This window comes from Zhihengliuella sp. ISTPL4 (genome assembly GCF_002848265.1).
GTDB lineage: Bacteria > Actinomycetota > Actinomycetes > Actinomycetales > Microbacteriaceae > Microbacterium.
On the sequence record NZ_CP025422.1, the window covers coordinates 382,901 to 401,393 of the forward strand.

Below are 18,493 nucleotides of genomic sequence, written 5' to 3' on the forward strand. Positions count from 1 at the left end.
CATGCTCCCGCACCACATCGAAGCCCTTGATGCATGGCGCTCGCTTCCCATCAAGCAGCAGCCGCAGTGGCCTGACGCCGATCGCGTCGCCGACGTCTCCCGGCAGATCTCGAGCCTCCCGCCGCTGGTCTTCGCCGGTGAGGTCGACAACCTCCGCGAACGCCTCGCCAGGGCGGCCTCCGGGCAGGCGTTCCTCCTGCAGGGCGGCGACTGCGCCGAGACCTTCGCCGGGGCGACGGCCGAGCAGATCCGCAACCGCATCAAGACGGTGCTGCAGATGGCCGTGGTGCTCACGTACGGCGCCTCCATGCCGGTCGTGAAGATGGGACGCATGGCCGGGCAGTTCGCCAAGCCGCGCTCCAGCGACACCGAGACGCGCGGCGAGGTCACGCTGCCCGCCTACCGCGGCGACATCGTCAACGGCTACGACTTCACCGAGGGCTCGCGTCAGGCCGACCCCGGACGTCTCCTGCAGGGGTACCACACCGCGGCATCGACGCTGAACCTCATCCGCGCGTTCACGCAGGGTGGCTTCGCCGACCTCCGCGAGGTGCACTCCTGGAACAAGGGCTTCGCGCAGAACCCGGCGAATCAGCGCTACGAGCGCATGGCCGCCGAGATCGATCGGGCGATCAAGTTCATGGAGGCTGCCGGCGCGGACTTCGACGAGCTCAAGCGCGTCGAGTTCTTCACCGGCCACGAGGGCCTGCTCATGGACTACGAGCGCCCGATGACGCGGATCGACTCACGCACGGACACTCCGTACAACACCTCGGCCCACTTCCTGTGGATCGGGGAGCGCACGCGCGAGCTCGACGGCGCGCACGTCGACTACTTCTCGAAGATCCGGAACCCGATCGGCGTGAAGCTGGGCCCCACCACGACGCCGGAGACCGCGCTCGCGCTGATCGACAAGCTGGACCCGGAGCGCGAGCCCGGTCGCCTGACGTTCATCACGCGCATGGGTGCCGGCCGCATCCGTGACGCACTGCCCCCGCTGCTGGAGGCGGTCCGCGAGTCGGGAGCGCAGCCGCTGTGGGTCACCGACCCCATGCACGGCAACGGCATTACCACGCCGACCGGCTACAAGACGCGTCGTTTCGACGACGTCGTCGACGAGGTCCGCGGGTTCTTCGAGGCGCACCGCGCGGTGGGCACGTTCCCCGGCGGCATCCACGTCGAGCTCACCGGCGACGACGTCACCGAGTGCCTCGGCGGTTCGGAGCAGATCGACGAGGCAGCGCTGGCGACCCGCTACGAGAGCCTGTGCGACCCGCGCCTGAACCACATGCAGTCCCTGGAGCTGGCGTTCCTCGTCGCCGAGGAGCTCGAGAAGCGCTGATCCGCGGAAGGATGCGACGAAGGGGCCGGAACGATGTTCCGGCCCCTTCGTCGTGTCGGCGTCAGCCGGCGAAGCTCATGGTGAGCGTGATGCTCGTGCCCTTCCGCTGCGGTTCGGACGGGCTGTACGACTCCACGCGTGTGTTCTCGTTCGCGAGGAGATCCCACACCGAGTCCGGCAGACCGGTGCTGCTCGTATAGCTCCAGGTGAAGCCGGCGTCGGAGAGGGCGTTCGTCGCTTCGTCGCGCGTCATGCCGGACACGTCCGGCACGTCGAACAGCGGTGGTCCCTGGGAGACGATGAGCTGGATCGTCTCGCCGGGGCGCCACGATCCCTCCTCGGCGCGATCCGCGTATCCGATGACCCGATCCTTGCCGATCGAGTCGCTCGAGCGGTAGATGCTCTCCTCGGCGACCTTGAGGCCCTTGCCGGTGAGTGTCTCGGTGGCCTGTCTGACGGTCATGTCCGTGACGTCCGGCACGGGCCCGCGCGACACCTGGATGGTCGCGGTGTCCTTCTCGTGGACCGTGCAGCCCTCCTCGCAGCCGAAGGCATCGCCGCCGTCGCGGGGAGTGATGCGCACGTTGATCACCGATCCGTCCGCGGCATCGGTGAAGTACTCCTCGTCGCCGGTGATCTCCAGGTTCGCCGCCTGCAACGCGGCCCGGACATCGTCGGCCGGCTGTCCGGCGACGGGAGCGAGGTCATGCGCGGCGGGGCCGGCGGAGACGACGACGGTGACGGTCGTGCCCTTGTCGATCCTGGCGCCCTTCCCCGGATCCGTCTCGATGACGATGCCCTGCTCGATGTCCACGGAGAACTCGTCGCGCTGTGCGGGTGCGAAACCGGCTTCGGTGAGCTCGGCAGCCGCCGCGTCGTACGTCTGCCCCGCCACGTCGGGCACCGCGATCAGCGAACCGGGTCCCGAGCCGAACCACCATCCCACCCCGCCGGCGAGGACCGCGAGCAGGAGGACGAGGGAGAGGAGGAAGGTGCCGCGCGCGCGACGCTTGGCGGCGCGGCGTCGGAGGATCGTCGCGTTGTCGATCGCGGGGGAGGTGGCCGTCGCCGGTTCGGGGAGGACCATGGTGCCCGGCATGACCTTCGTGAGGTCGCCGGAGTCGGCTTGGTCCTTGGCGGCGCCGGTCGTCCGCGACACGGCGGGGGCGACACCGATCTCGCGCTCGATCTCGCGCAGGCGGTCGAGCATCTGCTGGGCGTCGTCCGGTCGCTCGTCCGGCGACTTCTCCGTCGCCCACAGCACGAGCTCGTCGAGCTGCTCCGGCACCGCGGGATTGCGCACACTGGGACGGGGGACCGACTCGGTGGCGTGCTGGAACGCGATCTGCATCGGCTGCTCGCCCTTGTAGGGCTGCTCGCCGACGAGCATCTCGTAGAGCATGATGCCGAGGGCGTAGATGTCGCTGCGCGCATCGGCGGTGCCCCGGGTGACGAGCTCGGGAGCGAGATACGCGATCGTGCCGAGCAACTGCTGCCCGGTCGCGGTGTTCGCGGTCGTGGCCCTCGCGAGGCCGAAGTCACCGATCTTGATGCGACCGTCTTCCGCGAGCAGCACGTTCTCCGGTTTGACGTCGCGGTGCACGATGCCGGCGCGGTGGGCAGCGGACAGCCCGGCGAGCACGGCGTCCATGATCGTGATCGTCTGGGCGACGGTGAGGCGCTTCTGCTCGCGGAGCAGCTCGCGAAGGGTGATGCCCGGCAGGTACTCCATCACGAGGTAGGCGAGTTCGCCGTCCTGCCCCTGGTCGAACACGTTGACGACGTGCGGGTCGGCGAGGCGGGCGGCGGCACGGGCCTCTTGGATGAACCGGCTCTGGAACGCGGAGTCGTCGCTCAGATGCGCGTGCATGACCTTGAGGGCGATGCGGCGCTCGAGGCGGAGGTCGGTCGCGACGTAGACGGTGGCCATACCACCGCGGGCGATCCGCGCGCGGACGCGGTACCGGCCGTCGACAAGCCGCCCGATGAGGGGGTCGGCCTGCTGATTGGTCGTCACGACAGAAGTCTATGGACGATTGGCTGAAAGCCCCGGGAACGCCTCACCCCTCGGAGCATCCGGATTTCCGAGCGCCTCACCCGTGCTGGGCGAGCCATGCGTACGCCTGTGCCTCCCACTGCCCGTAGCGATCGGGGTAGGCGGAGATCTGCACGGCTTGGGCTGCGTCGGTGAAGGCCAGCGATTCCCAGCCGGGGATGTCGAGCAGCCCGCGGGTGACGTGTCCGTTGGGGTCGCCGGCGCCGCCGTAGAAGACCCTGGTGCTCCGTTCCGCATCCATGATCTGCGCCGGAGTGCCCCAGCCGGTGCTCGGGCGCTGCTGGAAGATCCCGAGCGAGTCGCGGTCGCCCCAGTCCAGGTTGCGGAGATCCGACTCCACCATGCCGGTCGCGAGCGCGATGGCGATCCCGCGGTCGGAGACGCCGAGCTCCCGACCCACCCGGATGATGAGCGCCGCGTTGGCAGCCTGCTCAGCCGTCAGGGTGGCCGTGCGCTGTCCCGTGGGGGCGGCGGCGGGCTCCGGAGCAGGCGGGGCCTGTACGGCGAGGCGCTGACCCGGGTAGATGATCGAGGACGCGTCGAGGCCGTTCCAGGCGAAGAGGGACTGCGTGGTCGTCCCGTACCGCTGAGCGATCGAGAACAGCGTCTCGCCCGCGGCGACGGTGTGCGCGCGGCCGCCGGTCTGCGGAGAGGTCTCGGGCGCCGCCGCTGGTGCGGCTGCCGGAGCCGGAGTGGAAGCGGTGGTCCCGGATACGGTGAGCTTCTGTCCCGGGTAGATGATGGCGCCGGCGGAAAGGCCGTTGGCGGCGAGGATCGCGCTCACCGAAGTGCCGTACTTCCCCGCGATGCCGAAGACGGTGTCGCCCGCCGCGACGGTGTGCGTCTTCGTGGCGGCGGGAGTCGTCGCGGGCGCCGGCGTGGGTGCGGAGGCCGCGGCGCGCAGAGACAGCGTCTGGCCCGGGTAGATCACGGAGCGCCAGGAGAGGCCGTTCCAGGTGAGGACATCGGTGGTCTTCAGTCCGTAGCGGCCGGCGATGCCGGCGACCGTGTCGCCCGGCTGCACGACGTGCGAGGGCGGCGCGGCCTGTGTCGGCACGACGCGCACCGGAGCGATGCGGTGTCGTTCGTGCGCTGCGACCGGCGGCGCGGGCGCAACGGCGGGTGTCGCCGTCAGAGTGGCGGCGAGAGCACCGGCCATGGCTGTCTGGATGATCACGTCGGCCCCCTTTTCGAGCACTTCACGCTGACACGGATGTATAGAGATGTCAACAGAAGTGACAGGTGTGGCCTCTGTGACAGAAGTGATGGATATGCGCTGCGACGGCGGAGGTGAGATAGTGGCAACGTGTCTGAGAACGTCGCTGCCACCCCTGACGCCGCACCCGAGTGGCTGACCATGCCCGACCTCGTCGAGGTGCTCGGCGAGCCCCTCGGCCGCGTCCGCCGTCTGATCGACGAGCACTACCTCGTCGGCTCCCGTCGCAGCGGGGTGTTCGCCGTGCCGTCCGTGTTCATCGTGGACGGGCAGCCGCTGAGCTCCCTGCGCGGGACGATCATCGTGCTGCAGGACGCCGGCTTCTCCGACGACGAGCTGATCGACTGGCTGCTCGCCGAAGACGAGACGCTCGGGCGTTCCCCCATCGCGTCGCTGCTTGCCGGCCACAAGAGCGAGGTCCGTCGCCTCGCGCGCACCCTCGCCTGAGGCGCTGCGGTCAGGAGGAGCGCACCGTCGCCGCTCTGCCGAGATCGCGGAGCTCGCCGACCGCGGCGTCTTCGAGCCGGGCGCCGGAGAGCGCACGGTCGGCCTCTCGGGCGTAGTCGGCGATCATGGTCTCGACGCGTTCCAGGGCTCCGGTCGCGGCGATCGTCTCCTGAAGGAACGAGACCTGTGATGCGGTCAGGTCCGGGTCTCCGAGCATCTCGTCGAGAACTCGCCGCGCCGGGGCTTCCAGCCGCTCTCTGGTGAGGGCGATGAGGACGGTGCGCTTGCCCTCGCGCAGGTCGTCGCCCGCTGGTTTCCCGGTGACGGCGGCATCGCCGAAGACCCCGAGCACGTCGTCGCGCAACTGGAACGCGAGACCCAGCGGGTGCCCGAACCGGCGGAGGGCCTGGGTCTGCTCGGCATCCGCTCCGGCGAGGCTCGCTCCCAGGATGAGGGGCTGCTCGATGCTGTAGCGCGCCGACTTCAGTGAGGCCACGCGAAGGGCCCGTTCGGCGTGCTCACGGTCGTCGCTGACGCTCCACGCGGACTCCTCGGCGATGTCGAGGAACTGTCCGGTCGTGACATCCCGGCGCATGCGTGCGTACTCGGCGCGCACGGTGCGCGCCTGGCTGTGGCCGTCGAGCGCGGACTCCAGGAGGTCGTCGCTCCAGGCGACGAGGAGGTCGCCGAGCAGCACGGAGCCCGCACGTCCGAAGGCGGCGGCGTCGCCTGACCAGCCGGCAGAACGATGAGACGCCTCCAGAGCCCGATGCGCAGCGGGGCGGCCACGCCGAGTGTCCGAGTTGTCGATGAGGTCGTCGTGGACGAGAGCGGCGGACTGGAAGATCTCCAGGGCGGCGCAGACATCCCACAGCGCATCGTCCTCGACGGCGAGCCGGTCGCGGAAGCGCGCGACCGCGCGCCAACCGGCGTGACAGAAGCGGGCACGCAGCCGCTTCCCCCCGGAGAGAGTGTCGGCCGCCGCATCCAGGAAGGCCGCGGCATCGGCGCCGTACTCCGCCGACTCCGTCCGCATCCGGTCGAGGAAGAGGTCCAGCCGCGCGGCCACGGCGTCGGAGACGGAGGGGGAGGGGGTCGGCACGACTCCCAGCATACGTAAAGGATGAGAGGCCCGAACCGCTAGCCCCGGACGCCGCTCGCGCGTAGACTGGAGGGCACCATACCCGAGGGGGACGAGATGCCACTCTCCGAACAGGAGCAACGTCTGCTCGACGAGATGGAACGCCATCTCCTGCACAATGACGCCGACGTCGTGAGCGCGCCGTCGGGTGACCGCACGCTCAGCTATCGCAACCTCGTCTATGGCGCTCTCCTCCTGCTCGCCGGCGTCGGCGGACTGGTCGTCGGCGTCATCCTCGGAGACATCTGGGGCATCGTGGTCGGCGTGATCGGCTTCGCAGCGATGCTCGGCGGAGTGATGCTGGCCGTCACCCCCGTGCGACGAACCGGGCCGGCCGAAGCGCGGACCCGACCTGTTCCGAAGCGGCAGGACTCCTCTTCCTTCATGGACCGCATGAACGACCGATGGGATCGGCGCCAGGACGGTCACTGACCCCTCCCTTTCCCTCCACCACGAAGCCCGGATGCTGAGCATCCGGGCTTTTTCGTGTCCGGGGTGCGCGGGCCGCCGCCTTTCCTCCACTGGGCCTCCACGCACGCTCCACCGTCCTCCACCCCGGAATCACGGGGATCTCTTGCGTGTGTTTCCCCTCCTCGGGCGCGATAGCCTGGATTGACCGTAGGAATGTGGAGGAAAGTGGAGTAAAGTGGGGCGCACCTCGAGTTGGCCGGACGGAGAGGGGGTGATGGCCGATGCTGCTGGGCACGCACTCACCGAAGCTGGACGACAAGGGTCGCGTCATCCTCCCCGCGAAGTTCCGCGAGGACCTGGGCGGCGGCGTCGTCGTCACCCGGGGGCAGGAGCGCTGCCTCTACGTCTTCAGCACGGCCGAGTTCGAGGCGATGCACGAGCGGATCCGTCAGGCGCCGCTCGCCAACAAGCAGGCGCGTGACTTCATGCGCATGTTCCTCTCCGGTGCCAGTGCGGAGATGCCCGACAGCCAGAACCGCATCACCATCCCCGCCCACCTGCGTCAGTACGCGGGTCTTCAGAAGGAGCTCGTCGTGACCGGAGTCGGCGCCCACGCCGAGATCTGGGACGCGGAGAGCTGGAACGCCTACCTCGCCGCCGGCGAGGAGTCCTACGCCGAGCTGGAGCAGGAGGTGATTCCCGGACTGTTCTGACCACGGCTGTGATGCCCCGCCGCTCCCGCCCCGACACACTTCCCCGGTGCCGGGTCGAGAAGCGGAGGGGGATCAGAGCCGAAGGTCGGACCCGAGAGAGATCATGAACCTCCGCGACATCCACACCCCCGTCCTGCTCGACCGTTGTGTCGAGCTCCTCGCGCCCGCCCTCCAGGAGGACGGCGCCGTGCTCGTCGACGCCACCCTCGGCATGGGCGGACACTCGGAGGCACTGCTCGAGCGGTTCCCCGGTATCCGGCTGATCGGTCTCGACCGCGACACCGACGCCCTGCGGATCGCGGGCGAGCGGCTCGCGCGGTTCCGCGACCGGGTCACGCTCGTCCACACGGTCTACGACGAGATCGGACTGCACGCCCAGGGTGCCGCCGGGATCCTGTTCGACCTGGGCGTCTCGTCCCTGCAGCTCGATGAGGCCGAGCGCGGCTTCGCGTACTCCAAGGACGCCCCGCTCGACATGCGGATGGACCAGACGAAGGGCATCACCGCCGCGGAGGTCATCGCCACCTACAGCGAGGGCAACCTGCGACGCATCTTCGAGCGGTACGGAGAGGAGAAGCTCGCCGGCCGGTACGCGCGCTTCATCATCGAGGCCCGCCAGAAGCAGCCCATCACGCGTTCGGGCGAGCTCGTCGACATCCTCGTCGCCGCCACCCCTGCCGCGGCCCAGCGATCCGGGCACCCGGCGAAGCGCGTATTCCAGGCTCTCCGCATCGAGGTCAACGCCGAGCTGAACGTGCTCGCGGACGCGATCCCCTCCGCCATGGACGCCCTCGCGGTCGGCGGCCGCATCGTCGTGATGTCGTACCAGTCCCTCGAGGACCGGCTGGTCAAGCAGGCCTTCGCCGCTGCGTCCTCCTCGACGGCGCCCGCCGGGTTGCCGGTCGAACTGCCCGAGCACGCCCCCCGATTCCGCATCCTCACCAAGGGAGCGGAACTCGCCGACGACGAAGAGCGCGCACGCAACCCGCGTGCGATACCGGTGCGCCTGCGCGCCGCCGAGAAGGTGCGGGAGAGCGCATGAGCATGAACGCAGTCCGCAAGCCGACCCTGCCGCTGCAGCCGGTCGAACCGGAGAAGACGCCAGAGCGCCGCCTCCGGCCGGTGACGGCCCCGGCGCGTCGTCGGAAGCCGAAGCTCGCCTACGCGCTGGTCGCGCTCGGCGGTGCTCTCGCCATCGGCGCGGCGCAGGTGGGTCTCTCCCTCGCCATCACGCAGGACTCCTTCACTCTCGCGGGACTCACCTCGCAGCAGCGGGAACTCGACCTCCGCACGGATGCGCTGCAGGAGGAGCTCACGGGGCTGAGCTCCCCGCAGGTGCTCGCCAGCAGCGCCGCTGACCTCGGGATGGTCGTGGCGGGAGCGCCGTCCTACCTCCGTCTCAGCGACGGCGCCGTGTTCGGCACGGGTGCCGGGGCGGAGGGCGTCTCCACGATCGATCCCCACGGGACCGCCGCCGTCGGCAACGTCCTCGTCACCGAGGAGACTCCGCCGGCGGAGAACGCGGCGGAGAACACCACCGGCGGCACGTCGCCCGCGCAGAACCTGCCGCCGGCGATCACCGACGGCCTCCCCAGCCCCACGACCCACTGACCGCCTCGACCGACGGAGAGATCCCATGACGACACGAGCCACGCGCGGACCGCGGCGACGCACCGTCGTCGCACTGGCGGTCATCCTTTCGGTCCTGGTCGCGTTCGTCGTCCGGCTCATCGACATCCAGGTCGTGAGCGCCGACGAGCACGTGAACCAGTCCCTCGAGCACATCGGCGGCGGCTCGACGATCCCGGGTCAGCGCGGATCGATCGTCGACGCGGAGGGCACGGTCCTCGCGTCGAGCGTCATGGTCTACGACGCACAGCTCAGCCCGCAGGTCATCAGGCTCACGGAGGAGAAGGATCCGGCGCTGCCGTGGGCCGAGGCCTCCGAGAAGATCGCCGCGATCACCGGGGTGCCCGGCGAGGAGATCCGCAAGCGCGTCTCCGACGCCCTGGATGCGGACCCGAACAGCCAGTACGCGCCGTTGAAGACCGGACTGAACACCGAGCAGTTCATGGCTCTCCGCGATCTCGGGCTCGGGTCCTACCTGGCGCTGACGCCCCGCGAGACCCGGGTGTATCCGAACGGCGCTGTGGCGGGAAACGTCTTGGGCTTCCTCGACAACACGGGGGAGGCCAAGGCCGGCATCGAGCAGTTCGAGGACTCGTGCCTCGCACCGATCAACGGCGAGAAGACGTATCGCAAGGGCAAGGACGGGGTGGTGATCCCCGGAAGCGAGTCCGTCACGGACGCCGTCGACGGCAGCACCGTGCAGCTCACGATCAACAGCGACCTGCAGTGGTATCTCCAGCAGATGATCGGTGAAGAGGCTCAGAAGCAGGGTGCGAAGGGCGGCACGGTGACGGTCGTCGAGGTCGGGACCGGCAAGATCCGCGCCGCCGCCGAGTGGCCGGCGATGGACCCGAACGATCTGGACGCCTCGACGCCGGAGACGCGCTACAGCCAGATCTTCCACCGCGACTTCGAGCCGGGCTCGACGTTCAAGGCCATCACGGCCGCGGCGGCGATGGAGGGGGCAGGCCTCACGCCCTTGAGCACGGTCACGGCCTCGTCGCGCGAGACCTTCCCGAACGGCGCCGTCGTCAACGACGCCTTCAGTCACCCCGCCTACAACTACACGCTCGCCGGTGGACTGATCGACTCGTCCAACACGGCGCTGTCGAAGTTCGGCACCATGGTCGCCCCTGAGGTCCGCTACGACTACCTGCAGCGGTTCGGCGTCGGCGAGAAGACCCTGGACTTCCCCTCCGAGGTGGGCGGCATCCTCCACCCGGTGAGCGACTGGGACAGCCAGTCGCTGTACACGACGACGTTCGGTCAGTACTTCACGGTGACCGCCCCGCAGCTCGCGGGGGCGTACCAGGCCATCGCGAACGGCGGCGAGAAGATCGACCTGTCGCTGGTGGAGTCGTGCACGGCACCCGACGGGACGGTCACCGAAAGCGCGAAGCCGAAGCACGAGCAGATCGTGAAGGAGCAGACCGCCGCGGACCTGACGCGCATGCTCGAGAACGTGGCCGTGCAGGGCGGCAACGCCGACCGGATCCAGGTCCCCGGCTACCGGGTGACGAGCAAGACCGGTACCGCGCAGGTCTCCGACGGCAAGGGCGGCTACAAGGCGGGCGTCTACTACACGAGCATGGTGGGCTTCGCTCCGGTCGACGACCCGCAGTACGTCGTCGTGGTCACCCTCGACGAGCCGACTAAGGTTGTATCGTCCGCGGCCACCGCTTCCGCCTTCCAGAAGGCGATGACGCAGGTGATGAAAACGTATCGCGTGATGCCGTCCTCTGTCCCGATGGACGCGCTCCTCCCCAAGTTCGGATAGCCGGCGAGAGCCGCGCATGGAGATGACATGATCGCCCTGACGCTCGCTGAGATCACCACCGCCATCGGGGGTGAACTGCGCGTGGCCGGAGAGCACACGCCGGAGACGGTCGTCGACGGCATCGTCGACACCGATTCCCGCACCATGGAGGCGGGGTCCATCTTCGTCGCCAAGCCCGGAGCGGAGACCGACGGGCACCGCTTCGTCGGTGCTGCCGTCGAGGCCGGAGCGGTGCTGGCGATCGTCGAGCACCCCGTCGATGTCGCCGTGTCCCAGATCGTCGTGCCGGATGCCGTCGTCGCGCTCGGTGAACTCGCCCGGGCGGTCGTGGCGCGCGTGCGCGCCGGGGGGAACCTGCGCATCGTGGGGATCACCGGCTCGAACGGCAAGACGACGACCAAGAACTTCCTCGCCCGCATCCTCGAGGACGAGGGCCCGACCGTCGCGCCGGTGAAGTCCTTCAACAACGAGGTCGGCGCCCCGGTGACGATGCTCCGGGTCACGCACGACACTCGCTTCCTCGTGAGCGAGTTCGGCGCCGCCGCGCCGGGGAGCATCGCGCGGCTGGCCGGTCTGGTCGAGCCCGACCTCGTCGTGGTGCTCATGGTCGGCATGGCGCACGCCGGCGGGTTCGGTGGCATCGAGGCGACCGCCAAGGCGAAGTCCGAGCTCGTGGCTGCCGCCCGTGTCCCCGGAACCGCGGTGCTCAACGCCGATGACGCCCGCGTCTGGGCGATGCGCGAGCTCGCGGAGAGCCGCGGCCTCCGCGTCGTCGGGTTCGGCCAGTCTGCGGCGGCCGCCGTGCACGCGCGGGAGATCGAGGTCTCGGCGTCCGGCACCCAGTGCACCGTCGAGGTCGCGGGCGAAGCGCTGCCGTTGCGGCTGCGGGTCCTCGGTGCCCACCACGTCACGAACGCTCTCGCGGCGATCACCGCCGCGGTGGAGCTCGGCGTGGCACCGGCCGACGCCGTGTCCCGGTTGGAGACGGTCGAGATCGCCGAACGCTGGCGGATGCAGCCGCTCGGCAACGACCGGGTGCGCATCATCAACGATGCGTACAACGCCAGCCCTGACTCCATGGCGGCTGCGCTGCGGACGCTCGCGCAGATCACCGGACCCGATGAGCGGACGGTCGCCGTCCTCGGTGCGATGAGCGAACTCGGTGAGAGCGCAGGGGAGGAGCACGACCGGATCGGCCTCCTCGCCGTGCGTCTCAACATCCGCCGTATCGTCGTCGTCGGCCCCGAGGCCCGCCGGCTCTACCTCGCGGCCGTCAGCGAGGGGTCGTGGGACAGCGAAGCCGTGCATCTGCCGGACCAGGACGCCGCGTTCGAGTACCTCCGCACCGAGCTGCGTGACGGCGACCGGGTCTTGGTGAAGTCGTCCAACTCCGTGGGCCTCCGGCATCTCGGCGATCGTCTGGGAGAATTGTTCTCGTGAGGTCCCTCATCATGGCGGCGGCCATCTCGCTCGCCTTCACTCTCTTCCTGACTCCCGTCTTCCTCCGGCTCTTCCGGAAGTGGGGCTGGGGGCAGGTCATCCGTACCCCCGAGGCTGCGGGCAACCCGAGCCACGAGGCCAAGCGCGGCACCCCGACCATGGGCGGAGTCATCTTCATCCTCGGCTCGATCGTCGGCTACTTCACCGGTGTGCTCGTCAGTGGCGAGACCCCCGAGCTGTCCGCGATCCTCGTGATCTGGCTCATGGTCGGCTTCGGCGTGGTCGGATTCATCGACGACTACATGAAGGTGCGCAGCCAGCGCAGCCTCGGCCTGTCCGGCTGGCGAAAGGTGATCGGGCAGCTCATCGTCGTGATCCCGTTCGGGATCGTGGCGCTGAACTTCCCGAACAAGTGGGGGCAGACGCCCGCCAGCGCCTCGATCTCGCTCTTCCGGGACATCACCTGGCTGAACCTCTTCGCGTTCGGCGTGATCCTCGGCTGGATCCTCTACCTCGCCTGGATCTCGATCATCGGGGTCGCGACCTCGAACAGCGTCAACCTCACCGACGGTCTCGACGGCCTCGCCGCCGGCGCCGGCGTCATCGTCGTCGGTGCGTACAGCCTCATCGCGTTCTGGCAGTTCAAGCAGCCCTGCATCGGCGGCGACCCCGGCTCGCTCGGCGGCTGCTACGAGGTACGGGACCCGTTCAACCTCGCCGTGATCTCGGCCTCCTTCGCGGCCAGCCTCATCGGCTTCCTGTGGTGGAACGCCCCCAAGGCCAAGGTCTTCATGGGCGACGTGGGTTCGATGGCGATCGGCGGCGTCATCACCGCGATGGCGATCATGACGCGGACCGAACTGCTGCTCCTTATCATCGCCGGAGTCTTCGTGCTCGCCTCCGGATCCGTGATCCTGCAGCGCGCGTACTTCAAGATCACCCGCGGCAAGCGGCTGTTCCTCATGAGCCCGTTCCACCACCACCTCGAGATGCGGGGCTGGTCGGAGGTCACGATCGTGGTGCGGATGTGGATCATCGCGGGACTGCTCGCGGTGTCCGCCGTCGGACTCTTCTACGTCGAATGGCTGACCCGTGTCGGCTGAGCGTCTGGCCGGACTGACGAGCTGGAACGCCGACTGGCGTGATCTGCGCGTCGCCGTCCTCGGCCTCTCGATGACCGGCTTCTCGGTGGCGGACACGCTCGCCGAGCTCGGCGCCGATGTGCTCGTGCTCAGCGAATCGGCGGAGGAGGAGTACGCCCGGCTGCTTCCCGTGATCGGCGCCCGCCTGGAGATCGGTCCGATGGACGAGGTGCCCGAGGCGCTGACGACATTCGCGCCGGAGGTGGTCATCGCTTCCCCGGGGTTCGCGCCCGCGCATCCCGTCATCCGCTGGGTTCAGGACGCGGGCATCGCCCTCTGGGGCGACGTCGAGCTCGCCTGGCGGGTGCGCGACAAGGTGCTCCGCCCGGACGGCACCCCGGCCGACTGGGTGCTGATCACCGGAACCAACGGGAAAACGACCACGACCCAGCTGACGGCGACGCTGCTCGTCGCGGGCGGGCTGCGTGCCGCACCGTGCGGCAACATCGGCGTGCCGGTGCTCGACGCAGTCCGTGATCCCGCCGGCTTCGACACCCTGGTGGTCGAGCTGTCCAGCCACCAGCTCTGGTATCTCGGGCTGTCGCGTCCCGAGGGCGAGCTGTTCCCGCATGCCGCGGTCTGCCTCAACCTCGCCGACGATCACCTCGTCTGGCACGGGAGCGCGCAGGCCTACCGTGACGCCAAGGCGCTCGTCTATCGCAACACACGGGTCGCCTGCGTCTACAACAAGGCGGACGAAGCGACCCGGCGGATGGTCGAGGAGGCCGACGTCGTCGAGGGCGCCCGTGCGATCGGCTTCGACCTCGGCATCCCTGGGCCCAGCGACCTCGGGGTGGTGGAGGGCCTGCTGGTCGATCGCGCGTTCCTCGACGATCGGGCCCGCAGCGCCCTGGAGCTGACGACGGTCGCCGATCTCGAAGCCGCAGGTCTCTCGGCACCGCACATCGTGCAGAACATCCTCGCGGCCAGTGCTCTGGCGCGGTCGCTCGGCGTCGAGCCCGAGGCGATCCACGCGGCGTTGCAGACCTTCCGGCTGGACGCGCACCGCATCGAGATCGTGGCCCGGCACGCCGGCATCACCTGGGTCGACGACTCCAAGGCGACGAACCCGCACGCGGCCGCCTCCTCGCTGCGGGCGTACCCGGGGGCCGTCTGGGTCGTCGGCGGCGACCTCAAGGGCGTCGACATCGCCGAGCTCGTGGCCGATGCGGGCCGGACCGCGCGTGCCGCGGTCGTCATCGGCGTGGATCGCGCGGCTGTCGTCACGGCATTCGAGCGACACGCGCCGACGGTGCCGGTCTTCCAGGTCGATGCTGGTGACACTGGACAGGTCATGAACCGCGTCGTGGAGATCGCGGCGGGGATCGTCGACGGGGAGGGCACTGTGCTCCTCGCTCCCGCCGCCGCATCCTTCGACCAGTTCTCCAGCTACGCGGATCGCGGCCACCGCTTCGCCGAGGCGGTGCGGGAATGGATCGATCGGGGGAGCGCCGATGACGCAGGTGGCTCGCCCTCCGCGTTCTGAGTCGGGTGGTCTCGCAGCGCGGGTCTCGCTCGGGCGCCGCTTCACGCCGGTGTCGACCGAGTTCCTGCTGATCGCCTCGACCGCTCTGCTCCTCACCATCTTCGGCCTCGTGATGGTCCTGTCGGCGACGAGCGCCACCGCAGTGGCGAACGCGCAGAACCCCTTGGACGGGGCGCTCCGGCAGGGCGTCTTCGCTCTCCTCGGCGTTCCGATGATGTTCCTCATCAGCCGCTTCCCTGTGGCCTTCCTCAAGCGCATGGCTTGGCCGGCACTCTTCGGGGCGGTGGCCCTCCAGCTCCTCGTGTTCACCCCGCTCGGCGTCGCCGACGGCGGCAACCGGAACTGGATCCAGGTGGCGGGCTTCCAGATGCAGCCGTCGGAGTTCCTCAAACTCGCCCTCGCCCTGTGGATCGCCGCCGTGCTCCTGCGCAAGCAGACCATGCTGGGGACCTGGCACCACGTCTTCATCCCGGTCGTCCCCGTCGGCGCCCTGGCGATCGGCACGGTGCTCGCGGGCAAGGACCTCGGCACCGCGATGGTGATGGTCCTCATCCTCCTCGGCTGCCTCTTCTTCTCCGGCGTGAAGCTGCGGCTGTTCATCATCCCGATGATCCTGGGCGTGGTCGCCGTGCTGGCCTACGCGCTCTCCAGCGAGGATCGCATGCGCCGCATCACGGCGACCTGCGACGACATGGCGCTCTACTACACGGACTGCTACCAGTCGATCCACGGCATCTGGGGCATGGCCTCCGGCGGTGTCTTCGGGCTCGGCCTCGGCAACTCCCAGGAGAAGTACGGCTGGCTCCCCGCAGCCGGCAACGACTTCATCTTCGCCATCGTCGGCGAGGAGCTCGGCCTGATCGGCTGCATCGTCGTGCTCGCCCTCTTCACGTTCTTCACGGTCGGCGCTTTCCATGTGATCCGCAAGACCTCCGACCCGTTCATCCGCGTCGCGGCGGGCGGCATCACGGTGTGGATCGTCGGCCAGGCCGTACTGAACATCGGCGTGGTCATCGGGGTCTTCCCGGTGATGGGCGTCCCTCTGCCGTTCATGTCTCAGGGAGGCACGGCCCTCTTCGCCGTGCTCATCGCCTGTGGTGTCCTGCTGGCCTTCGCGCGCACGATCCCGGTCACCGAGAAGCAGTCAGCCGAGCGGGGTAGGGTCGCGAGGTGACTTCGTACCTCCTCGCCGGCGGTGGCACCGCCGGCCATGTCAATCCGCTGCTCGCCGTCGCCGACGCCCTTCGCGAGCGCGATCCCTCGGCGACGATCCTCGTGCTCGGCACGGCGGAGGGGCTGGAGTCCCGGCTCGTCCCCGAGCGCGGCTACGAGCTGCTCATCGTCGACAAGGTGCCGTTCCCGCGGCGCCCGAACGCCCAGGCCGCCGCGTTCCCCGGCCGGTTCCGCCGAGCGATCGCCCAGGTGCGCTCGCACATCCGGCAGCACGGCATCGACGTCGTCGTGGGCTTCGGCGGCTATGCCTCGGCGCCCGCCTACGTCGCCGCGCGCCGAGAGCGCATCCCCTTCGTCGTGCACGAGGCCAATGCGAAGCCGGGGCTGGCGAATGTGCTCGGCGCCCGAGCCGCGGCAGGGGTGGGCGTCGCCTTCGCCGGAACCCCGCTGCGGGGGAGCGAGGTGGTCGGCATGCCGTTGCGGCGCGAGGTCATCACCCTCGACCGGGCGGCGCGGCGTGGCGAGGCGGCCGAGTACTTCGGTCTCGATGCCGGTCGTCCCGTGCTGCTCGTCTTCGGTGGCTCGCTCGGCGCACAGCGGCTGAACGACGCCCTCGCGGACTCGTGGCGCGACATCCTCGCCGCCGGCTGGCAGCTTCTGCACGTGACGGGGGAGCGCAGCGAACTCCCCGACCCCGGCGTGCCCGGGTACGTCCTCCGTCGCTACGTCGACCGTATGGATCTCGCCTTCGCCCTGGCCGACCTCATCGTGTCCCGCTCGGGATCGGCGACGGTGAGCGAGATCAGCGCGCTCGGCATCCCCGCGCTGTACGTGCCGTACTCGGTGGGCAACGGCGAGCAGCGTTTGAACGCCGGCTCCGCTGTGGCCGCGGGGGCGGCGCAGCTCCTCGACGACGCGAGCTTCGATGGCGACGCGGTGCGCCGGATCGTCGTGCCGCTGCTCGGCGACCGCGAACGCCTCCGGCGGATGGCGGAAGCCGCGGAGACGACCGGCACCCGTACCGGCACCGAGAACGTCGTGGCGATGATCGACCGTGCGCTCGGCGCGGCGTGACGCCGCCGTCCGGACGAGAACGAAAAGTAGACTGAAGCGGACATGATCAGACCCGACCTCTCCCTCCCCATCCCTGAGACGATCACCGCCGCGCACTTCATCGGCATCGGTGGTTCGGGGATGAGCGGACTCGCCAAGATGTTCCTCGACGCGGGCATCCGCGTCTCCGGCAGCGACCGCGCCGACAGCGACAACCTCCGCGCGCTGGCGGCCGCGGGGGCGACGGTGCACGTCGGCCACGATGCCGCGCACCTCGCCGATGCGGACACCGTGGTGCACACCGGCGCCATCTGGCCCGAGAACCCCGAGTTCGTCACCGCGAAGGCGCACGGCCTGCACGTCATCCATCGGTCCCAGGCACTCCACTGGCTGATCGGCACGCGCCGACTCGTCTCGGTGGCGGGCGCCCACGGCAAGACGACGTCCACGGGGATGATCGTCACGGCGCTGCGTGAGCTCGGCGCGGACCCGCACTTCGTCAACGGTGGGGTGATCGAGCAGCTGGGCACGTCCAGCGCGACCGGGAGCGGCGACCTCTTCGTCATCGAGGCGGATGAGTCGGATGGGACCTTCCTCCTGTACGACACGGCGGTGGCGCTCATCACGAACGTCGACCCCGACCATCTCGACCACTACGGCTCCGACGAAGCCTTCCACGATGCGTTCGTGCGCTTCGCGGATGCGGCCTCCGAGGCCGTGGTCATCTCCAGCGACGACCCGGGCGCGCTCCGCGTGCTGGCCGGTCTGTCCCACCCCCGCATCCTCACCTTCGGGCAGGCCGAGGACGCCGACGTCCGCGTCAGTGACATCGTCACCTCCGGTCCCGTTGCCGCCGTCGTCTCCCACGGCGGCGAGTCGGAGCGCATGCAGCTCGCCGTTCCCGGTGTGCACAATGCGGTCAACGCGACGGGAGCGGTCGCCGTCCTCCTCGCGCTCGGGCATCCGCTTCGCGCCGCCATGCGTGCCGTCGAGGGCTTCGCGGGGACGATCCGTCGCCTCGAGCGCCACGGCGAGGAGCGCGGGGTCACGGTCTACGACGACTACTCCCACCACCCGACCGAGGTGCGGGCCGCCCTCGAGGCCATGCGCAGCATCGCCGGCTCGGGCCGCCTGATCGCGATCCAGCAGCCGCACACGTACTCGCGGACGCAGCACATGTACCAGGAGTTCGCGGACGTCCTGGAGCAGCTCGCCGATCACACGGTGATGCTGGACGTCTACGGTGCCAGAGAGGACCCGGTTCCCGGTGTCACGGGCGAGCTGGTGAGCGGCGCGTTCGCTGACCCCTCCCGTGTGCACTTCGTGGCCGACTGGCAGGAGGCCGCCGACTACACGGCGTCCGTCGCGCAGGACGGCGACTTCGTCGTGACCCTCGGGTGCGGCAACGTCTACCAGATCATCCCGCAGGTTCTGGAGTCGCTGCGCCGGACAGACGGGGCGTAGCCC

At 69.6% G+C, this 18,493-nt stretch carries 16 protein-coding genes; 13 read left to right on the plus strand and 3 right to left on the minus strand.

The genetic code is table 11. The features are described 5' to 3' along the window. The first annotated feature begins 1 nt into the window (after position 1). Positions 2-1,342 (plus strand): class II 3-deoxy-7-phosphoheptulonate synthase, encoded by a 1,341-nt coding sequence (locus tag CYL12_RS01840; RefSeq protein WP_101845007.1) that lies wholly within the window; start codon positions 2-4, stop codon positions 1,340-1,342. A 61-nt stretch (positions 1,343-1,403) separates the two neighbouring features. Here CYL12_RS01840 and pknB read toward each other — a convergent pair whose 3' ends face one another. Beyond that, positions 1,404-3,359, minus strand: coding sequence for a Stk1 family PASTA domain-containing Ser/Thr kinase (gene pknB, locus CYL12_RS01845; RefSeq protein WP_101845009.1), 1,956 nt, complete (start codon positions 3,357-3,359; stop codon positions 1,404-1,406). 76 nt (positions 3,360-3,435) lie between these two features. Next, entirely contained in the window at positions 3,436-4,575 is a 1,140-nt protein-coding gene (locus CYL12_RS01850) for a LysM peptidoglycan-binding domain-containing protein (RefSeq protein WP_233486810.1), read from the minus strand. A 129-nt stretch (positions 4,576-4,704) separates the two neighbouring features. Here CYL12_RS01850 and CYL12_RS01855 point away from each other — a divergent pair, with 129 nt between their 5' ends. Next, on the plus strand, positions 4,705-5,061 hold the full coding sequence (locus CYL12_RS01855; protein WP_353615391.1) for an Rv2175c family DNA-binding protein: 357 nt from the start codon (positions 4,705-4,707) through the stop codon (positions 5,059-5,061). 10 nt (positions 5,062-5,071) lie between these two features. Here CYL12_RS01855 and CYL12_RS01860 read toward each other — a convergent pair whose 3' ends face one another. After that, positions 5,072-6,175 carry a polyprenyl synthetase family protein gene (locus CYL12_RS01860; protein ID WP_101845011.1) on the minus strand — a complete coding sequence of 368 codons (1,104 nt, stop codon included), beginning with the start codon at positions 6,173-6,175 and terminating at the stop codon, positions 5,072-5,074. 84 nt (positions 6,176-6,259) lie between these two features. On the opposite strand from CYL12_RS01860, the gene CYL12_RS01865 reads away from it, so the two are divergent. The 11 genes from CYL12_RS01865 (at position 6,260) to murC (ending at position 18,490) form a co-directional block, all read left to right on the plus strand. Further along, positions 6,260-6,634: a DUF3040 domain-containing protein gene (locus CYL12_RS01865; RefSeq protein ID WP_101845013.1), complete on the plus strand. Its 375-nt coding sequence runs from the start codon at positions 6,260-6,262 to the stop codon at positions 6,632-6,634. A gap of 260 nt (positions 6,635-6,894) precedes the next feature. Beyond that, the gene (gene mraZ, locus CYL12_RS01870) at positions 6,895-7,326 is read left to right on the plus strand and encodes a division/cell wall cluster transcriptional repressor MraZ (RefSeq protein WP_101845016.1); all 432 of its coding nucleotides are present in this window, start codon (positions 6,895-6,897) and stop codon (positions 7,324-7,326) included. Between the two features lie 103 nt (positions 7,327-7,429). Next, a complete protein-coding gene (gene rsmH / locus CYL12_RS01875) occupies positions 7,430-8,368 on the plus strand; it encodes a 16S rRNA (cytosine(1402)-N(4))-methyltransferase RsmH (RefSeq protein WP_101845018.1) in 939 nt (312 codons plus the stop codon). After that, on the plus strand, positions 8,365-8,937 hold the full coding sequence (locus tag CYL12_RS01880; protein ID WP_101845020.1) for a hypothetical protein: 573 nt from the start codon (positions 8,365-8,367) through the stop codon (positions 8,935-8,937). The genes rsmH and CYL12_RS01880 overlap by 4 nt, the downstream gene beginning before the upstream one ends. Positions 8,938-8,962: 25 nt before the next feature. Continuing rightward, positions 8,963-10,732 (plus strand): peptidoglycan D,D-transpeptidase FtsI family protein, encoded by a 1,770-nt coding sequence (locus tag CYL12_RS01885; protein WP_101845022.1) that lies wholly within the window; start codon positions 8,963-8,965, stop codon positions 10,730-10,732. A 27-nt stretch (positions 10,733-10,759) separates the two neighbouring features. Beyond that, positions 10,760-12,172, plus strand: a complete 1,413-nt coding sequence (murF, locus tag CYL12_RS01890; RefSeq protein WP_101845024.1) for a UDP-N-acetylmuramoyl-tripeptide--D-alanyl-D-alanine ligase — start codon at positions 10,760-10,762, stop codon at positions 12,170-12,172. Further along, a complete protein-coding gene (gene mraY / locus CYL12_RS01895; protein ID WP_101845026.1) occupies positions 12,169-13,275 on the plus strand; it encodes a phospho-N-acetylmuramoyl-pentapeptide-transferase in 1,107 nt (368 codons plus the stop codon). Before murF ends, mraY begins: the two co-directional genes overlap by 4 nt. Next, complete coding sequence (gene murD, locus CYL12_RS01900; protein WP_101845028.1) at positions 13,265-14,800, plus strand: UDP-N-acetylmuramoyl-L-alanine--D-glutamate ligase; 1,536 nt, start codon at positions 13,265-13,267, stop codon at positions 14,798-14,800. The genes mraY and murD overlap by 11 nt, the downstream gene beginning before the upstream one ends. Continuing rightward, complete coding sequence (ftsW, locus tag CYL12_RS01905) at positions 14,769-15,974, plus strand: putative lipid II flippase FtsW (protein ID WP_101845031.1); 1,206 nt, start codon at positions 14,769-14,771, stop codon at positions 15,972-15,974. The genes murD and ftsW overlap by 32 nt, the downstream gene beginning before the upstream one ends. Then, on the plus strand, positions 15,971-17,047 hold the full coding sequence (locus tag CYL12_RS01910; RefSeq protein ID WP_101845033.1) for a UDP-N-acetylglucosamine--N-acetylmuramyl-(pentapeptide) pyrophosphoryl-undecaprenol N-acetylglucosamine transferase: 1,077 nt from the start codon (positions 15,971-15,973) through the stop codon (positions 17,045-17,047). Before ftsW ends, CYL12_RS01910 begins: the two co-directional genes overlap by 4 nt. Before the next feature lie 42 nt (positions 17,048-17,089). Next, entirely contained in the window at positions 17,090-18,490 is a 1,401-nt protein-coding gene (gene murC / locus CYL12_RS01915) for a UDP-N-acetylmuramate--L-alanine ligase (protein ID WP_101845035.1), read from the plus strand. The last annotated feature ends 3 nt before the right edge of the window (positions 18,491-18,493 follow it).